We start from the raw sequence: 16,908 nt of genomic DNA, 5'->3' as shown, positions 1-16,908 counted from the left end.
TCAGTCGCGCTGGAAGGGGGATTGCAACACATTGTCATAGCACTGCTGCATAAGACGGCGAAAGACGTTGGCAGTGAAGCCAGAAGCAAATCCTTGTGCCGTCACACCATCCGCGATCAAGGCATCAGGACTGCGGATGTAGTGCTCAAACCGGGCCTGGATGGCCAGTGAGCTAAGGGCGGGCACACGCCAGCTTTCGTCCGGCACTGGAACGCCACATTTGTCGCTGACGAGTGCGGGGATGCCGCAGGCCATGGCTTCCAACGCTACGAAGCCGAAGGCATCGGCAATAGAAGGGAGCACAAGCAAGTCATGACTGGCATACATGCGCCGGAGGGTCGGCTTGGTCTGTGGACCAACAAAGGTGCACTGCGACTCATGCGCCTTGATGAGGGGCAGCATCGCTGAATCAATTTCGCCTGCCAGCGTGAGATGTACTTGATTGCCGCAGGCTCTCATGGCCTTGAGCAGGAAGGGGATGCCTTTGCGGAGGCTGGCACCCCCGACGAAAAGGAGCTTCAGCGGGTGGGAGGCACGGTGAAAGGAGCGCGATTCTGGATACCAAAGCTCTGGATCAATCCACAACGGGGCGATGTGAATTTGCTCCTGCTTGAATCCTGCGCGCAGGAAGCTGGTGGCATGCAGTGGTGAATAGACGAGGAAATGGTGGGCGAGAGAGAATTCATCCGCCTTCCGGCGAGCTGTCTCTGGCGTGTCAATGGGTGGGGGGGGAGGAAGGCTGCAATGCTCGGCAGCCTCAGCCAAGAGGTCCCAGAGGAAGTCAGGGTGGAACTGCGGGCAATCGAGAAGGCAACGTTTGCCCAGTTCCCGGGCTCTAGTAAATGATTCGCGTGCTCCTGTTTCATAGCAGAGCAGGAGATCGCACGGATCTTGCTCCAGCCTGGGGGCTACCCAGCGGTCAAACTCAGCGCTAACTGCGATCCAGTCGTGATGCGGTGCTCCGGACATTCTTTCGCTCAGCCGCGAACGAAGCAAGGGCCAGGGGTTTTCGACGACGGATTCAGCTTGCAAATGCACGCCGCTTCTACTGGCCATCGTCGCCCGCCCTGCCAGCCGGCCAATCCAACTGCCCCAGTGCCCCTCCGCATCAAGACAGGAGCAGTAGAATTTTTCGAGGCGACCAGCGTCGGAGGCCGCTTCAGCCTGCTGATAGGCATTGTGCACATAGGCGTAGCTGACAGAAATGGTGCCGCCTGCTTGGGCCTCGTTCAATCTTTTGGGCGGTGCATTGTCAACGACTCGTGCTGCTGCCGTGTGAAGTGGGCGGGGGGCGACGGCAACCTGGCGCCAACCGTCTACCGCTTGCGGGATGCCCCACTGGTTGATGATCTCGAGGCTTGCTCTCCCGAATCGGTCCCGCAGATCTACATTCGCCAGGAGTGGGTCCAATGCCTCTGCGAGTGCCGAGGCGTTCCCCGATTTGAACACGACGCCGTTTACTCCGGGTTTCACGAGATCATGGCGTGCTCCGACCATGTCACTGACAACGATGGGTTTGCTGGAGTTCATCGCTTCATTGACCACGAGGCCCCAGGGCTCAAAGCTCGAGGGAAGAACAAAAATGTCTGCGAGGGCATAGAAAGCAGGCATTTCCGTCTGGTTGCGGAAGCCCGCGAACCAGACATCCCCCGGAAGGAGGCGCTCGGCCAGAGCTTCCAGGGCAGGCCTCTGTTCGCCTTCTCCCACCAGTACCAGGCGGGGGCGGACTCCTGCTGGCATGGTCTGGGATGCGCGGTGGATTCCCTCGATGAGAACATCCACCGCCTTGTGGTGGGCAAGTTTCCCTGTGTAAAGCACGATGGGCCGGCCCGGTTCGGCCAAAAATGGATTGCCGTGAGGAGGCGAGAGGGCAGGGCGACGGAAGAAGTCGTTGTCCACTACATACGGCATGAAGGAGATTCGTTCCGATCCGACTCCGTACGCCTTGTAGAAGGCGAGGTTCGCGGAGCCAATCGCCAGGAAGTGGTCGATGTGTTTGAAGAGGGTGCCCAGCAGCATTCTGTGCACTGCTTTGCGCCACCAGGGACCTCGCAGACAGTCCAGATGTGACTCGCCTCGCAAGACGATACGGGCACCGGCCCGCCGAGACTCCAGCAAAGCGGCGAGGGCATACGGATTTCCCCAACCGTGGACCCAGGCAATCAGTGTCGGATTGACCTTCAACCAAGCACGGATCTGCGACCGGTAGTGCCGCAACTGTGTCCAGAACCCGCCCTGGAGTGGGCCGTCGTTGAGGCTTTGGTAAGAATAGCCATCCAACAGGGGGATGTCCCAGTTTACTGGAACTTGGGTCCGCCAGTTGGATTCGTTCCACGTGGCCTTGTCTGATGCGTACAACACATTCACACCCAGGCCTGCGTCTTCAAGAGCCTGGAGAAGAGGCGTTTGATACTGGATGGGGTGGGTAAGAAAATAGGCGGTGTCGAAGCCCTTCATGGAACCGCGCGAAATTTTCTCCCTGCTTCCCGGACTGGGATGTGTGTTTTTAGAAGTTGCCATTGAAGCTCCGGAGCCAGGTTGAGTAATGGCTTTCCAGCTGGGTAGACGCATTTTCCCATGTCAGGTGCTGGGCAAACTTCCAGCCTTGATACGTAATGTGCCTGCGCAGGTCGTCATTGGCGAGCAGATGAAGCAGCGCCGCAGTGAGATTGTCGGCGGAATTGTCTTCCAGGATCCACGCTTCCTTACCATGGGTAAGTTCAGCGACGATTCCAGTTTTATTGGCTATCAGCGCAACTCCTGCAGCCATGGCCTCGACCGCCACCAACCCGAAACTTTCGTAGTGGGAGGGCATGAGTGAGACCTGCATGCGTTTGTAGCAGTCAAGCAACTGGGGTTTGTCATATACAAAGGGCACCACTTCGATCTGGTTGCACACGTCAGCCGGAAACCATTCCTCCTTGCGGAACTGCTTGCCTACCCCCACCAGGAGCAGTTTGGCAGAGACGTGGGCGCGGAGAACGTGTGGCAGGGCGGACGCAATCACTGAGGAACCTTTTCGTGGCATCCAAGTTCCACAAAACCCAATGACTTGCTCATTCTTTTCGATGATGGGTTGCTTGAGAAATACAGGGTTCAGGCCGGGGTGAATGGTCAGCACTCTTGCCGGTGGCAGCAATTTTTCCCTGATGACAAAGTCACGGTCATAGTTTCCGACTGTAACCAGATAGTCGGCGGCGCCAAACCCTCGGCGCATCATGGCCGTCTGGTCGATGTGCCACCATGGGTGTCCTGTCATGTCGATGCTTCTAAAGACCGATTCCACATGGGGCTCTACCCCATTGGAATGAAACACGAGCATCGGTCTTCCCACTATGAATCGCTTGATCCAGAGGAAGGTCGCCCATCCTTCGCCTCCGTAGATTTCAATGATGTCATACTTCTCACTTTTCAGCTTTCGTGAGATAAACTTGAGCATGCCGACCACCTGGCGCGGCGAGCGGGCTCGAGGTTCCATCCAACCCGCGAAAGCGTACGAGTCGGGTCCAAAGGTGTCGACGGTGTGCCCTGCATCTCTCAACCCTTGAGAGAAGCTCAGCACCACCTGGCCTGAACCTTCGTGGAGGGTGAGCCTGCAGTTTGAGACAGTTAGGATGCGCATCTCAATCTGGTGCTGTGAGGATCTACGCGAGGCGCACCAAGATGTTCGTGCTCATGCAGGTTTCAACCAACTTGAATCTCCGGTCTGGCTTGATGACTTCGTCAAAAAACGCAATAGCCTCGATGGAGTTGCGATCTTTCTCGTGCACTGGCGAAGTGTCGTGAAAGGCGGCGACTCCATTTTTTTTGAGCAACTGCAGGACCACCCTCCAGTCTGCCTCCAGTCCTTTTCGACTATGGTCTCCATCGACAAAGAAGAAGTCAACCTCAGCAGGCAGGACTGAGGCTGCCTGCGTGCTGGTGGCTGCGAGTATCTGAATCCTCGATGTTACTTTCTGTCTAGCGAAGTGCCGTTGGGCAACCCGCTGGTACGGGTCGTCATTGAGATAGGGGTCGACGCAGTACAGCATGCCTCCTTGCGGCAGTTCAGACGCAAGCTCGGCGGCAGTTACGCCCATGTAGGTTCCGACTTCAACAGCTGCGACGCACTCCTTTATGTACCTTTTGAGCACAGCTCGTTCTGCCGGGTGAGTTTGAGTTTGCGGAGCAATCAAACGAAGTTTGTGCAGCACATTGAAAATGCGCGGACGCCTGCTGATTTGGTCGTGGAAAGGACTGTTCATTTGGAATCCAATCTGTATCGGTGATTGGTTTGGGGTCAGCGGTTGCTTCTTTGAATGCGGCGTCGGAAGTAACCAGTTAGTTTGCGCCAGAACCTGGGGTGAACCAGGGGGAGCGCATCCAGAATGGTCTCCCTGATTCCGTAGGGGGAATGCAAGAGAGAGGCTGCGGTAGAAACAAGCTGATGGAAGGCGTGTGCGGGTGCAAAGTGAACTTCCCAGGCTTCTCTTGCATTTTCTCCCATGAACTTTGCGTTTGGCACGAGGGATTCGAGCAGATCTGGAATGGATGAAACCGAATCTTCACGAACAAACACCGCAAAGGTGTCCCAGGCGACACCTGGAACCGGCACCCAGTCATCACTGATGATGACTGGTACCCTTCCCAGCTGCATGACCTCGAACAATCTCATCGAGGACGGGCCGTATCCCCGCGGGCACAACACGAAATGAGAGGAGAGGACCGATTCCACGAAGTCACGCTGGAACACCGCGCGATCGGCGGGAGACATCAGGTCTGATCTTTGTTCGGACGTGTCTTTTAGGAGGGCGGCAGGATGTTTGAGTCGGAGAATCTCCTTGCGGACAGGATGGGTTTCGACAGCTCCGACAAATGAGAACAGATGCGGGAGATGATCGCGTGATTCCGTTGATGAAGGCAGCTCGTAGTTGTCCCTGCGGCGTGCCATGTAGTGAAAGCTGCGCCGGTGCTGGAGACCGGGTTGTGATACCACCACTGAAGGGGACACGGTCCTGCAAAGGGTGAAGGGAATGTCGCTGATGTGGTACAAGACACACTTCGAACGGAATGCGCGGTAGACGGGATGCAGGATGACGTCGAGGAAGAATGGGTCGAGGCTGGCAAAAGTCTCGACAAAAAGAATGAGGTCAGCGTCTTTTGGGGCCTCCACGAGGGTGTGCGGAGAAGGGCTGCTGGTGTGGTGTTTCAGCCATTCGGGTCCGTAGTTCGGAGTGGGTTCGTTGTAAGCACTTAAGAGGTGGACCTTCATTCCCGGAGTGGAGCATTGAAAAGCTGCGGCCTCTTACCATTGCCGCAAAAGGCGTCACTTGACCTGATTGGGGAGGCTGTGATCGGTTTCCCGAACTGGGCGGGGCAATTCTCCAAGGATGTTTGCAATCGCGGAGGCAAAAGTCCGATCATTCCAAAGGCGCTCTGCGAGTGCCCTTGATCGTTTGCCCATTGCAACTGCCTGAGCCGGATTTTGATCGAACCACAGGAGTGCTTCCCGCCAGCCTTCCACATCACCAGGGTCAACAAAACGTCCGATGCCCTCCGATTCAACGTCAATGTCAATGAGCCGATGCCGGGTCATGATCACGGGTTTGCCCAGCGCTACGGCATCGGTGAGGCTGGTCAGCCCCGCGAGAGAGTGACCGGGGTGAAGCGGGATAGCATGCACTCTCGCGGACTGAAGTCTGGGGATGAGAGAGCGGTAGTTGAGAGTGTCCTCACGGGCGGAATCGGTCACTTGAACGGTGCTCCCAAATTTGTCGAACGACGCCGCGGGATCTGAAGAAAGGCAGATGATGTCTGCCCCCACTCCCGCGAGAGTTGCCGCACGACCAAAGGTGATGAAGTCGCGGCCGGTGCGTCCCGCTGCGACGGCTCGATCACCTGGCGATCCGTCTGGTGGTGGGTAATAGGAAAGAGTCGGTCCCCAGACCAGGGCTTGTGACCTGCTTTCTCGTGAGGTCAGGGCATTGATGTCACCAGCCAGGGCATGACTCAGCGCATGGCATGCATCGAGCCCGCGCAACTGCATGGCGGCCCACCAGTGACGCAAGCCAGCCAGCCGGCCTCCGGTCATTGGATGATGAGCAATCATGAACAAGGGTACCTGGAAAAGCCCCCATGCCCGCAACGCACTTAGGAGCTGGATCTGCGTCTGGCATGGGGCATAGATCGCATCCGCCTGGTGACGAAGTTTCCAAGCTTCTCTCTGTTGGTCAAAACTGCCAAGAAACTCAGGCCACCACCATGGATTGGGATGGGATTCGGCAAGGGCAAGAAGGTGAACGTCGAAGCCTGCGTCGCGCAGCTTTTCTACAGCGTAGAGATGGTGCGCCGGCTTGTCGCCGTTGGCCACTTCGCGTTCGACACGGGCGAACGAATAATTGTTTGCTACCAGGATCTTGATACGGCGGCGTGTAGGCCCGTCAGGGCAGTTGAGCGATCTCGCTACGGTGGATCAAGACTCCGATGCCCAGTCCGTCCTGGTCTGGAGAGTCAACAAACTCGTGATGTTCGAAGTTGTGTTTGAGCTCATTCCACAAAATGGGAACGTCGCCTGCCCACCGTCCTGTATCTCTTCCATAGCGGGTTTTGTAATCCGGCATGATGTCGTGGAAGGCTATGATCCCGCCCTCACGGACGAGATGCCGATAGCCCAGGTAGTCCTTCTTGGCGCCTTCATAGGTATGGTCACCGTCAATGAAGAGAAGATCAATGGGTCTGCCAGCCAGGGTGTTGGTGACTTCTTGAATGGTGGCGGGATCGTATGACGAGGCATGGATGAACCTCTGCTCTGTCTGGTCTCGTTTGAGGCCTTTGAGGATGGATGCATTCCAGACAAAAAGGTCTACGGCGATGGTGGAGGTGACGGTGGGGAGACTGTGGCCAAGCAAAAAGTGAGTGCCGCCATCTGCGGTGCCGATCTCCAGCACTACCTTGGGCTGGTGAGTGCGAGCGAACTCCAAAAATGAAACAATCTCTGACTTGATCTGGTGGGGGGCGAATACCTTTCTTGAACTGCTGAAATCGTAGAGGTCTCCAATGGTTTTGCATCTGCCAAGTTCGGCCTCCAGGTTTGCCTTGGTCTTTGGCGAGAGTGTCAGAAGACCTGTCAAGCTGTCCCTGAGTCTGCGCAGCAGGAGGGGATCGCCGGTCCGGTTGCGAATCCGGTCCAACAACTTGAAGGCGGTCGTTAGGAGTCGTGACATAGGCCGGAGATTTGGAAGTTAAGTATGGCCGGGGTTACAAGTCGGACTGCTTGAACTCTGTTGGAGAGAGTCGGGACGATGGATTGCTGAACGACTGGGGATGAGCAAGGTCGCACTGCCGGGCAAGCCTTTCGCCGCGGCGTGAGGCGAGAACCAGTTTCCGTTGAAAACTGCCAAAAAACGGGAACTTAACAAGATCGAGCAGCTTCCTTCTCCACGAAGCTGGAGGAAGGCTTCTGCTTCTTCCCATACGTGCGCGCAGGGTTTGCGAGTAGGACATGCCTTCTGCCATGCGGACAAAATAGGCATCGGTCAGACGTTCGCGAGGGATAAGGTGGGTCAGCTCAAGGCTGATGAAGATGCCGGCACCCAGGCCCATCTCCATGGCGGTGAGGATGAGGTCATTGTCCCCGCCGGAGACGAGAGCTGCGCCCCTGCGATCCAGTTTTCTACGGTGCAGTTGGGAGTTCAGTTCATTTGAATACTGAAGGGCTACTTCGCGCCTGACGCAGAGCCCGGCTCCCACGGGCAGGGGGTCCATATTCCGTGCGTTTCCCCAATGATCCGTTTCAACGCGCAGGAGCGCCAGCCAGTTGAGGAAGGGCACCAGATGACGTGCGGGGGGGATTTCAAATTTACCCGTGACGTTCCCCCCGAATGCTCCGATGTAAGGCCTGGCCAGGGCGATCTCCAGTGCGGAGGTCAGGTAGCCAGGATGCAATACGTTGTCATCGTCCACGAACACCAACAGTGATCCGGTGGCCTCGGAAATGCCGCGTAGTCTTGCGGGGGTGAGACCCAATTCCTGCTCGACAACCAGCCTGCCGCACGGATGCCATTCCACCATGTCGGAAGGGGGCGGGTTTGATGTTGACGCGTTGTCGATCAAGATCAGTTCCCATTGGCTGGTGGGCAGTGTCTGGCGACGGAGCGAATCCACCGTCTGACGAAGATAGTCCGTCCTGGGATTGTGGGTGCAGATGATGACAGACAGACGCAAACTCACGCGGGAAGTGGCTTGGAAAAGGATTGAGTCTGAGAGATGCAAACTTCCAGAAGATCAGAAAGATTGATGGCGGAATCTTGTGGGCGGAGGTGTTCCACTCGCCGCCGCGCAGCATTTCCCATTGCCTGCAACAATGCCTGGGAGCTCCAGGCGCGCTCCATGGCCGCGGCAAAAAGCTCCGGAACGGGGGCCGTCGCAAGGAAGCCAGTTTCGCCTTCGATACACAAACTTGAACTGCCCCCGACATCAGTAACGACGGCAGGCCTGCCGCACCACATGGCTTCGATCAATGCCAGCGGAGTGCCTTCCAGACGGGAGGGCATGAGCGCCAAGTGATGGTCCCGCCAGATCTGAGCCACGTTCTCCGAGTGGCCCTGAAAGGTGACGTTGGACAATCCCAGGCGTTTTGCCATGGACTTGAGACTGTTTCCACTGCGACCGGAACCATAGAAGTTGAGATGAACCGTACGACTGCGCCATGGTGGGCTGGCGAGAATCGTCAGCAAGATGTCCTGACCTTTGGCTGCAGGGTCGAGTCTCCCGACGCATGCGAAATGGAGGCCATCATTGTCCGGCGGCCACGGGAGGGTGTCCAGGTCCGCAAGTTTGCACGGGTTCTGGATCACAAGTCCGTTGGGAAGGTCGCACCCAATCTGATTTTCCAGGAGGTCGAGGTTCTGCTGGGAAACGCATACCACGCGGCTGGCGCTGGCGTAGGCTTTCGCCAGCCGTGCTGCCAATTGATCATCCGGCCAGAACGATTCGGAATTTGCCTGAACAATGGAGACGAAGGGGGCCGCCTGCTGCATGCACAGCTCCATCCATTCAAGGCCGTCCGAGTTGTTTCCTTGTGACACAACGATCAGATCCGGCTTGCCGTTGAGAAGCTGCCGGCAATAGTGCTGTCTGCGGAGTCTTGCGGCGATCTTTGCCAGGAGATTGCTGGCCATTTCCGGACGGGCTTTGATCTGGACTCCTTGCTGTTCAAGCGCGACCACTGGGGCGGGTACCGGGTGCCAGGTGGCCACCGAGGCAACGACATCGTGACCTTTCCGCTTGAGATGCAGCGCGGCCTGACTCCACAACTCCTCGCTCCCCCCCCAAGGGTAGCCAGCCATGCTGGATATGAACACAATGCGCATTTGCGTGGGGCTGCTGAAACTGATGCAGCCCGGTGTGCTGGGCTCAAGAACCTGTCTGGATCAAAACAGACTCCTAAGGGTTGGAGTGGGGGGGCGCGGAGGAAATTTCGCCTGCTGGTTTCAATCCAGTGGCGAAGACCGCGACATAGACTGTGGATGGGGACTGCGTGGCGTCCGCCACTGAGTGCAGGGGATACAGGCGGTCAGCAAGACGGTTGAGCATGGGCCGGGCTTTGTGTACCAGGGTCGTGACGACACGCAGCAACCGGTGCCAGCCTTTGTGCGTTGTCTGGTGAAGCAGGTGAAACCAGGACACCCCCAGGAAGATGACGGCTCTGCCACCTGAGGTGAGTTTGGACACCTGGACGGATTCAAATCCTGAATCGCTGAGATCGTGCTTCAAGCCATCGGAGGTCCACCGGCGAAAATCGTAAGGGCAGCCATGGTCTTCGAACATGCCGTGGGTGCTCAATACCAGCATGCCGCCTGGCCGCAGCAAACGCTGACACTCAGAAAAATATACGGGCGGGTAGCGGACGTGTTCCAGAACCTGGGTGGAAAGAACAAGGTCGAACGATGCGCTGGGGGCATCAACCGTTCCGTTGGAGTCGATATGAAAATCCAGGGTGGCATCTCCCGGCAGGTCGGCTCTCTTGTAGTCGGCGTTGGGGAAAAGGGAACGATAGGGAGATCCTCCGGCACCAAAGTCTAGAACTCTGATGGGAGCGTCTGCGGCAACGGTTTTCAAGGCCTCCAGCAGGTCAGCCAGATGGAGGTACAGAGGGTCACCTGGCGAAGGTGCCAGCCGCTGACGAAGGTAATCATCGGCCGCCAGATGGGCGGGAAGTTGTTCAGCGCTGATTTTCAATTCTTTTGGTGCGGATGCTCAAGCACACCCGAATCGGCCGTGTCAAACCGCCAAGTGGGGGTTACCTTGCAGGGGCCCTGAACTTGGGGATCCGCATAGTAAGGAGTGGGGGCGGGATCTTGATACCGGAAGGAAAGCGCCTCCGGCAGATGATCAAGGTTGGTCATGCCATTGCTCAACCAGACGGCAATGTTGTACTCTCCCGAGAGCAGGGGAATGCCGTCGAGCAAGAATATCGCCTGGCCCGAAGAGATCGAGTACATCTGACTGGCGGAGGGGTGCATCAGGGTGTTCGACCCGAAGACGGGCATGCCTCCGAGCGTGGAAACAACGATTCCTACAGTTGGATTGGAGATCGGGCCTGGCGCGGCGAAAGTCACCGCAATCTCCAACGAGCCGCTCAGAAGCCGCTCCTGGTTCAACTTCACTGCCACAACGGAGGCGCGGTTGGCATAGCTGAACCTTGCCTCATTGCCGGCCGAAGAACCAAGGTACGAGTGCACAATTTCCGACACGGTGCCGTGGTGCTCTATTTTGCCACGATGCAAAAGCAGTGCGGAGGTGGCCAGCCGTGTGATCAAGTCCATCTGATGGCTGACCAGCAGAACTGTGCGGCCCTGTCTGGACACCTTGTGTATTTGGCCCAGGCATTTCCTCTGAAAATCCGCGTCTCCTACAGCCAGGACTTCATCAACAATCAGGATCTCCGGTTCCAGGTGGGCTGCGACGGCAAAGGCGAGCCGGACATACATGCCGCTGCTGTAGTGCTTCACCTGGGTGTCAAGAAACCGCTCCACCTCGGCAAACGCGACGATTTCATCGAACTTCCTGGTGATCTCTGCCCTGGTCATGCCCAGGATGGCGCCGTTGAGGAAGATGTTCTCCCGACCGGTGAGCTCCGGGTGAAACCCGGTGCCGACTTCAAGAAGGCTGGCAACCCGGCCGCGCAGGGTGATGCGGCCTCTGGTGGGTTCCGTGATGCGGGAGAGGATCTTGAGCAAGGTGGACTTCCCCGCTCCATTGCGGCCAATGATGCCGAGCACCTCCCCTTGTTTCACGTTGAAGGAGACATCTTGAAGCGCCCAAAATTCGTCCTGGTGGGAAGCTGCGGAGGAGCCGCCCGACCTTTTGAGAAAGCGTTTGAGGCCGGCGGAGATGACGTCCCGCAGGGCTGTGTAGCGCGCCCCTGAAGCCGCGTGCCGGAGAGTATACTTCTTTCCGAGATTCTCTACCGTGATGATGGCATCTGACATGTGTGAATTGGCGGGCGACGCAGAGGACGTCAGCTCTTTGACGATGGTGCAGTGAGAGGAATTTGCCGCGCCCTGGAATCGCCTTGGATCCTGGCGTTCAAAAGTTGCCGGTTGAAGCGGGAGAGGAACGGCCGTTTGAGGAAATCGAGGGCCTTTCGTCTCCAGTTGGCGGCTGGCTTGGATGGCCCGCGGCCCATCCGGGCTCGAATCACCTGGGAAAATGCCATCGCTTCGGCAAGGCGTAGCAGATAGGATTGCGTGAGCCTTGTCGAGGGGATGAGATGCGTAAGGTGAAGGGCTTTGAACACGCCGACGCCGTAACCAAGGTCGATGGCGGTGAGGACCAGATCTGTGTCACCGCCTGAGGATAGAATCTCACCCCGGCGATCAAGCGTGAGGCGACCAGGGTCATTCGCCACATCGCCGGCGTACCTGTTTGCGACCTCACGGCGGACGCACAAGCCGGCGCCGACTGGAAGTTGTTCGAGCTTGTAACTGTTGCCCCAGATGTCGCGATCCGTCTTGATGATGGCCAGCCATCCCAGCAGTCCGTTGTACCATGGCGGAGGTGAGCATTCGAATTCGCCAGAGATGTTGCCTCCAAATGCGGCGAGGTACGGCCGGGCCGCAGCAAGTTGAGTGAGGGTTTCTAGATAGTTCGGATCGAGGACATTATCGTCATCGACAAACAGCAACAGGTCACCGTTGGTTTCCTTGATGCCGCGCAGCTGGGCATGGGTGAGGCCGAGCGACTCCTCCCTGATCAAACGCGCGGAGGGATGCCACCCCAGGTTCAAGCCGGGCTCCACAGGAGGGGTAGAGGCGTTGTCCACCACCAACAGCTCCCACTGCTCCGTTGGCAGCGTCTGCTGCCGGAGGGCATCAATCGTGCGGGCCAAGTAGCTGGCTCGAGGATTGTGCGTGCAGATGACGATGGAAATCAACTCGACGAACGGTTGTGGAAGAGCAGTTTTTTCGCAGGACGGATGACGGTGTCCTGCATGACCATCCATACCAGATGCCGATCCCGGATCAGTGGCCCCACAAATGCCCGGGCGAAGAGGAGAGCATCGGATGGCATGCGAGGTCTTGACTTCACGGCTTTGTACAGCAGGTGGAAACCATAGTCGCGATAGAGCCAGCGGTAACCCTTCTGAAGCGTGCTGGCTCTGTCTTTCTCAGCGAGAATGGAGGCGTTTTTGGAAAGGACTCTCAGGGCATTCTCCAACATGCGCCGGGTGTTGCGGGATGCGCCTTGGGGATGGCGACGATAGAGGAGCGCTCGCCGCGAGACCCGTACCAAGGTCCCGACTGCTGCGAGACGGATCCACAGATCCATGTCGTCGCAACCCCAAATGGACGCATCAAACCCTCCCGCTGATCGGAGGGCCCCGGTGCGGGCCAGCACCTGACCGGGAGATCGGAAGGGATTGCCACTGTAAACGGACGCTGGAGTGATGAGCAAAGGGGGCGGAGCAGGGAACGTCGGAGTCTTGTGACGGCTCTCCCAGCACCTCGACCGTGCCCCCAACGGCACACCAGGAGTTGGCTTCCAGAGCTGCCACCTGCCATTCAAGTTTGTCTGAGGGCCAGAGATCGTCGTCGTCCAGATAGGCGATGTACTTCCCTCTGGCCTCCTGTAGCCCCCGGTTTCGTGCTTGTGCCTGCCCGCTGTTCTCCTGGCGAAAGTAGCGAATCGTGCCATCGCTGACAAATGGGCGGACCATGTCGGCAGTTTGGTCAGGAGAACCATCGTCAATGAGAAGGATCTCGAAGTCACGGTAGGATTGCTTGAAGACTGAATCCAAGCACGCCAGGATGTACTCGGCATGATTGTAGGCGGGGATGACGACGGAGACGACGGGACTGCTGCCCATGTCAGTGTTGCGACGCTACGGCGATGAGATATTTGCAGCGCGCAAGCTCAGCCCCGGTCACGCGTTGTACGGACTCGGGCGTGAAGTAGCGGCCCGGTGCGGTGGTTCGCGCAAGGCAGTACTCCAGAGTGGACTTTTGCGAAATGGCCTGCGTCTGCACCGTTCGTAGAGGGTTGAAGAGCCGGGTGCCGAGATGGAACAGACGGGTGCCGCCTCTCAACCTGGTCCAGCGGGGGGAGGGCCGACATTGTCCAAAGGACTGCACCTTGCGGAAGCGGCTCAGCAGGCGTCTGTGGAACTCATCGGACCGCATTTCCGAAACGTGGTAGGGATTGTCTGGCGACGTCTGCCGGTAGATGTCCACATTCGGAGTGGAGATGACGAGGCGGCCGCTGTGTCGAAGGGTGCGCTGGCATTCGTCCAGAAACTGATCGGGGTGGACGAGGTGTTCTATGGTTTCGAAAGATACGATCAAGTCTACTGAAGCGTCCTTGAGAGGGATGGCTTCGGCGTTGCCGAGCCGGGCATCGATGCCGTAGGTCTCCCGGGCATGGGATACGGCCGCATCAGCATTGTCAATGGCGACGAGCGAAGCCGCGCCTGCTTCTGCCAGTGCGGCTGCACCATAGCCCTCGCCACAGGCGATGTCGGCGACGTCTTTGCCGAACGCAAAGCGGGTGGCGAAACGGTATCTCTCTGCATGTTCCCAGTAGGTGGCGGCATCCGCCGCTCCTGGCACCATTCGTTCCCCTGTGTAGGCAAGTCCGCTCACCGTAAGATCTTGGAGTGAGGAGGGCGGTTAACAGGCAACGGCCCAGTCCAGCTTGGGGCGTACAATACCTGGCCAGTGCCCCGTGGCATCCCCCCGGGCGCCATCGCCGGAGGTGTCATCCACGAGAAGCATGGAAAGGACCTCCCGCTCAAATGCGTGGAGGGTATTGGGGTTGTAACTGACCACCGCGATGTTGAGGCTGTGGTGCCCCTCGGCCAGGAGGTGGGCGGGAATGGTGCAGGTGGCGCTATGGCAACCGATGCGGGTTGTTTCCCGCAACTGGAATGCTGCGGAACCAAAGACGACGGTCCCTGATTCGTTGACCAACTGAAGGGCGGGCATGGCGCGCTGCCCGCCTGCCAGGAGCTCGTACTCCACGGTGCAATAAATGGGGCAGCCAATGGAAAAGGTAGAGGCACAGTTTCCGTCGGGCGAGTGAAGACGCGCGCTGTGGACTTTCGCCGCACTGTCGCCGACGGGTGCGGAGGGGCGCCAGGAGGAGGAGGAACCGGTGCCGGAGGCCGCCAAGTAGGTTCGTGCCACTTCGTGCGCGGTGCCATCGTTGGCGATTTTCCCTTTTTCCAGGGCGATGGCGCGGTCACAAATCCTTGTGATGAGCGACATGGAGTGGGAGATGAAAAGGACGGTGCGCCCCTCTTTGCTTACGGACTCCATTTTTCCCAGGCATTTCTTCTGGAAGGCTGCATCCCCAACTGCCAGCACTTCGTCCACGATGAGAATTTCTGGCTGGAGATGGGCGGCTACGGCAAAGGCGAGGCGGACTGCCATGCCGCTGCTGTAGTGCTTCACCTGGGTGTCAAGAAACGGCTCTACCTCTGCGAAGCTGACTATTTCATCAAACTTCGCCCGGATCTCACTGCGGGACATGCCAAGAATCGCCCCATTTAGGTAGATGTTTTCCCGGCCAGTCAGTTCGGGATGAAAGCCTGTCCCCACTTCCAGCAGACTGGCGACCCGGCCGTGGAGGGTCACCCGGCCGCTGGTGGGCTCTGTGATGCGGGAGAGAATCTTGGCCAGAGTGGACTTGCCGGCACCATTGCGGCCGATGATGCCGAGCACCTGCCCCTGATTCACTTCAAACGAAATGTCCTGCAGAGCCCAGAATTCCTCTTCCGAGGATGCTTGCAATTGGCGGAGAGGGCGATGGAGCAGGTTCCGTAGTTTGGTCGCCAGCACGTCCCGCAGGGCCGTGTAGCGGGCTCCTGCATCGGAGTGGCGCAGTGTGTATCTCTTTCCGATTTTTTCGGCTTTGATATGTACACTGGCCATGGTGTGTCCTGGGTGACGGCGCGAAGGCTAGATCACATCAGCAAAACCCCGTTCCATTCTCCGGAAGTAACGGATCCCAAAGTACAAGAGAAGTGCGGTAACTCCCATGGAGCCCAGCAACCCGGGAAGATAAATCCCGCCAGCGTCGCCGAAGCACCACCTGAACCCATCAATGACTCCAACCATCGGGTTCAGGGAATAGAGAAAACGCCACTTCTCCGGGATGACCGAGGAGCTGTAGGCCACGGGGGAGACGAACAGACCGAGCTGAACGATGAACGGGATGATGTACCGGAAGTCACGATATTTCACGTTGAGAGCCGTGATGAGGAGGCCAGGACCAAGCGCGGAGAGCAACGCCAGCACGACGAACGCGGGGAGTGCGAGGATCTGCCAGCCGGGAAGGTACTGGTACCAGAACATCAAGCAGACGATGATGCCAAACGAGATGGCAAAGTCCACGAGGCTGACCACCACCGCACTTGCAGGCAGGATCATGCGGGGGAAGTAGACCTTGGAGATGAGGTTCGCGTTGCCAACCAGGCTCTGGCTGGACTCCGTCAGGGAGTTCGTGAAGAACTGCCAGGGCAGCATGGCTGCTGCGACAAGGATGGCGTAGGGCAGCGGGCCGGCCGGCAATTTCGCGACGTTCCCAAAAACAACGGTGAGGATCAGGATGCTGAGCAAGGGGCGAAGGACCGCCCACGCGATGCCGATCGCCGTCTGTTTGTACCGGACCAGGATGTCCCTCCAGGCCAGGAAGCCAAAGAGTTCACGATAGCGCCAGAGATCGCGCCAGTAGTGGGCTTCAGCGCGCCCGGCTTCGATGATGAGAGGTTCTTGCACTTGGGGCACGAAGTCAGTAGTTGATGAGATAATAGAGGCTCTTCACTATCTCGTTCTGAAATCCAAGGAAGCCTTCCTCCTGCTGCCACCAGTTTTCTGTCGTGTACCGGGGGTGGGGAATGGCTCTCATGTGGACTGAGGCACCGGTGCCCTCCAGGGCCTTCTGGAAGATCCAGCGCGTACGACGAGTGTGAAATGGGTCGGTGGGGATCAAGATGTCCTTCGCGCGATGAGCAACAACCCATTCACGAAGCGCCAGTGCTTCATCCCTGGTGCTGGTGACGTTATGTCCCAGCGGTTGAATCGCAGTGGGAGGAACTCCTTTTTTGGTCAGGACTGCGGTGTTCACGTCGGCTTCAGTGGGCTGCTGCAGGAGGTTCTGGGACGGGCTTTGTTCCGGCTGTGACACAAGAAGGACCGGAGCCTGGCCCGCCAGAAACATGTCTGCGGCTGCAAAGGGCCGCCAGTCCCTGCCCCCGCCCAAAACGACGATGGCGTCCGCTTTGGCGGAGGGGTCATCCACCACCCAGGCACGAGCTATGCCGCCGAGCAGGGGCTCGCGGAAATACCATGCCAAGACCAGCACCAGGATGAGCGCCAGTGCGAATTTGATCAGGCCGAAGACGAAGCGGAAAAGGAATTTGATCAAGGG

At 58.1% G+C, this 16,908-nt stretch carries 17 protein-coding genes; all 17 read right to left on the bottom strand.

All coding sequences use genetic code 11. The features are described from left to right. Complete coding sequence (locus BV034_RS29185; RefSeq protein WP_050030468.1) at positions 1 to 2,457, bottom strand: glycosyltransferase; 2,457 nt, start codon at positions 2,455 to 2,457, stop codon at positions 1 to 3. Between the two features lie 49 nt (positions 2,458 to 2,506). Further along, positions 2,507 to 3,622, bottom strand: coding sequence for a glycosyltransferase family 4 protein (locus BV034_RS29180; RefSeq protein WP_050030467.1), 1,116 nt, complete (start codon positions 3,620 to 3,622; stop codon positions 2,507 to 2,509). Between the two features lie 22 nt (positions 3,623 to 3,644). Continuing rightward, positions 3,645 to 4,244, bottom strand: coding sequence for a class I SAM-dependent methyltransferase (locus BV034_RS29175; RefSeq protein WP_050030466.1), 600 nt, complete (start codon positions 4,242 to 4,244; stop codon positions 3,645 to 3,647). 35 nt (positions 4,245 to 4,279) lie between these two features. Beyond that, positions 4,280 to 5,251: an exostosin family protein gene (locus BV034_RS29170; RefSeq protein WP_050030465.1), complete on the bottom strand. Its 972-nt coding sequence runs from the start codon at positions 5,249 to 5,251 to the stop codon at positions 4,280 to 4,282. 54 nt (positions 5,252 to 5,305) lie between these two features. Continuing rightward, complete coding sequence (locus tag BV034_RS29165) at positions 5,306 to 6,088, bottom strand: hypothetical protein (RefSeq protein WP_265593598.1); 783 nt, start codon at positions 6,086 to 6,088, stop codon at positions 5,306 to 5,308. A 331-nt stretch (positions 6,089 to 6,419) separates the two neighbouring features. Continuing rightward, positions 6,420 to 7,202 (bottom strand): class I SAM-dependent methyltransferase, encoded by a 783-nt coding sequence (locus BV034_RS35275; protein ID WP_081888195.1) that lies wholly within the window; start codon positions 7,200 to 7,202, stop codon positions 6,420 to 6,422. Positions 7,203 to 7,236: 34 nt separating this feature from the next. After that, positions 7,237 to 8,208 (bottom strand): glycosyltransferase, encoded by a 972-nt coding sequence (locus BV034_RS29155; protein WP_265593597.1) that lies wholly within the window; start codon positions 8,206 to 8,208, stop codon positions 7,237 to 7,239. After that, positions 8,205 to 9,326 carry a glycosyltransferase family 4 protein gene (locus BV034_RS29150; protein WP_265593596.1) on the bottom strand — a complete coding sequence of 374 codons (1,122 nt, stop codon included), beginning with the start codon at positions 9,324 to 9,326 and terminating at the stop codon, positions 8,205 to 8,207. The genes BV034_RS29155 and BV034_RS29150 overlap by 4 nt, the downstream gene beginning before the upstream one ends. A 97-nt stretch (positions 9,327 to 9,423) precedes the next feature. After that, on the bottom strand, positions 9,424 to 10,218 hold the full coding sequence (locus tag BV034_RS29145; RefSeq protein ID WP_050030461.1) for a methyltransferase domain-containing protein: 795 nt from the start codon (positions 10,216 to 10,218) through the stop codon (positions 9,424 to 9,426). After that, positions 10,215 to 11,471 carry an ABC transporter ATP-binding protein gene (locus tag BV034_RS35270; protein ID WP_081888193.1) on the bottom strand — a complete coding sequence of 419 codons (1,257 nt, stop codon included), beginning with the start codon at positions 11,469 to 11,471 and terminating at the stop codon, positions 10,215 to 10,217. Before BV034_RS35270 ends, BV034_RS29145 begins: the two co-directional genes overlap by 4 nt. A gap of 29 nt (positions 11,472 to 11,500) precedes the next feature. Then, on the bottom strand, positions 11,501 to 12,415 hold the full coding sequence (locus BV034_RS29135; RefSeq protein ID WP_050030460.1) for a glycosyltransferase: 915 nt from the start codon (positions 12,413 to 12,415) through the stop codon (positions 11,501 to 11,503). Continuing rightward, positions 12,412 to 12,810, bottom strand: a complete 399-nt coding sequence (locus BV034_RS29130) for a hypothetical protein (protein ID WP_050030459.1) — start codon at positions 12,808 to 12,810, stop codon at positions 12,412 to 12,414. Before BV034_RS29130 ends, BV034_RS29135 begins: the two co-directional genes overlap by 4 nt. 25 nt (positions 12,811 to 12,835) lie before the next feature. Beyond that, complete coding sequence (locus tag BV034_RS29125; RefSeq protein WP_050030458.1) at positions 12,836 to 13,348, bottom strand: glycosyltransferase family A protein; 513 nt, start codon at positions 13,346 to 13,348, stop codon at positions 12,836 to 12,838. A 1-nt stretch (position 13,349) separates the two neighbouring features. Further along, complete coding sequence (locus BV034_RS29120; protein WP_265593595.1) at positions 13,350 to 14,120, bottom strand: class I SAM-dependent methyltransferase; 771 nt, start codon at positions 14,118 to 14,120, stop codon at positions 13,350 to 13,352. 27 nt (positions 14,121 to 14,147) lie between these two features. Continuing rightward, entirely contained in the window at positions 14,148 to 15,410 is a 1,263-nt protein-coding gene (locus BV034_RS29115; RefSeq protein ID WP_050030456.1) for an ABC transporter ATP-binding protein, read from the bottom strand. A gap of 27 nt (positions 15,411 to 15,437) precedes the next feature. Next, entirely contained in the window at positions 15,438 to 16,265 is an 828-nt protein-coding gene (locus BV034_RS29110; protein ID WP_050030455.1) for an ABC transporter permease, read from the bottom strand. 4 nt (positions 16,266 to 16,269) lie between these two features. Beyond that, positions 16,270 to 16,905 carry a YdcF family protein gene (locus BV034_RS29105; RefSeq protein WP_050030454.1) on the bottom strand — a complete coding sequence of 212 codons (636 nt, stop codon included), beginning with the start codon at positions 16,903 to 16,905 and terminating at the stop codon, positions 16,270 to 16,272. Positions 16,906 to 16,908 lie beyond the last annotated feature (3 nt).

Origin of the sequence: Verrucomicrobium sp. BvORR034, assembly GCF_000739635.1 — a bacterium.
In the GTDB taxonomy this organism is placed as follows: Bacteria; Verrucomicrobiota; Verrucomicrobiia; order Verrucomicrobiales; family Verrucomicrobiaceae; genus Verrucomicrobium.
The sequence above is the reverse complement of the archived record's forward strand: the minus strand, read 5'-3'. Positions and strand labels throughout refer to the sequence as shown.

Coding starts and splice junctions, on each gene's coding strand:
- BV034_RS29180 (WP_050030467.1), bottom strand. CDS start 3,622: ATGCGCATCCTAACTGTCTCAAACTGCAGGCTCACCCTCCACGAAGGT.
- BV034_RS29130 (WP_050030459.1), bottom strand. CDS start 12,810: ATGGATCTGTGGATCCGTCTCGCAGCAGTCGGGACCTTGGTACGGGTC.
- BV034_RS29170 (WP_050030465.1), bottom strand. CDS start 5,251: ATGAAGGTCCACCTCTTAAGTGCTTACAACGAACCCACTCCGAACTAC.
- BV034_RS29150 (WP_265593596.1), bottom strand. CDS start 9,326: ATGGCTGGCTACCCTTGGGGGGGGAGCGAGGAGTTGTGGAGTCAGGCC.
- BV034_RS29125 (WP_050030458.1), bottom strand. CDS start 13,348: ATGGGCAGCAGTCCCGTCGTCTCCGTCGTCATCCCCGCCTACAATCAT.
- BV034_RS29185 (WP_050030468.1), bottom strand. CDS start 2,457: ATGAAGGGCTTCGACACCGCCTATTTTCTTACCCACCCCATCCAGTAT.
- BV034_RS35270 (WP_081888193.1), bottom strand. CDS start 11,471: ATGTCAGATGCCATCATCACGGTAGAGAATCTCGGAAAGAAGTATACT.
- BV034_RS29165 (WP_265593598.1), bottom strand. CDS start 6,088: ATGATTGCTCATCATCCAATGACCGGAGGCCGGCTGGCTGGCTTGCGT.
- BV034_RS29115 (WP_050030456.1), bottom strand. CDS start 15,410: ATGGCCAGTGTACATATCAAAGCCGAAAAAATCGGAAAGAGATACACA.
- BV034_RS29175 (WP_050030466.1), bottom strand. CDS start 4,244: ATGAACAGTCCTTTCCACGACCAAATCAGCAGGCGTCCGCGCATTTTC.
- BV034_RS35275 (WP_081888195.1), bottom strand. CDS start 7,202: ATGTCACGACTCCTAACGACCGCCTTCAAGTTGTTGGACCGGATTCGC.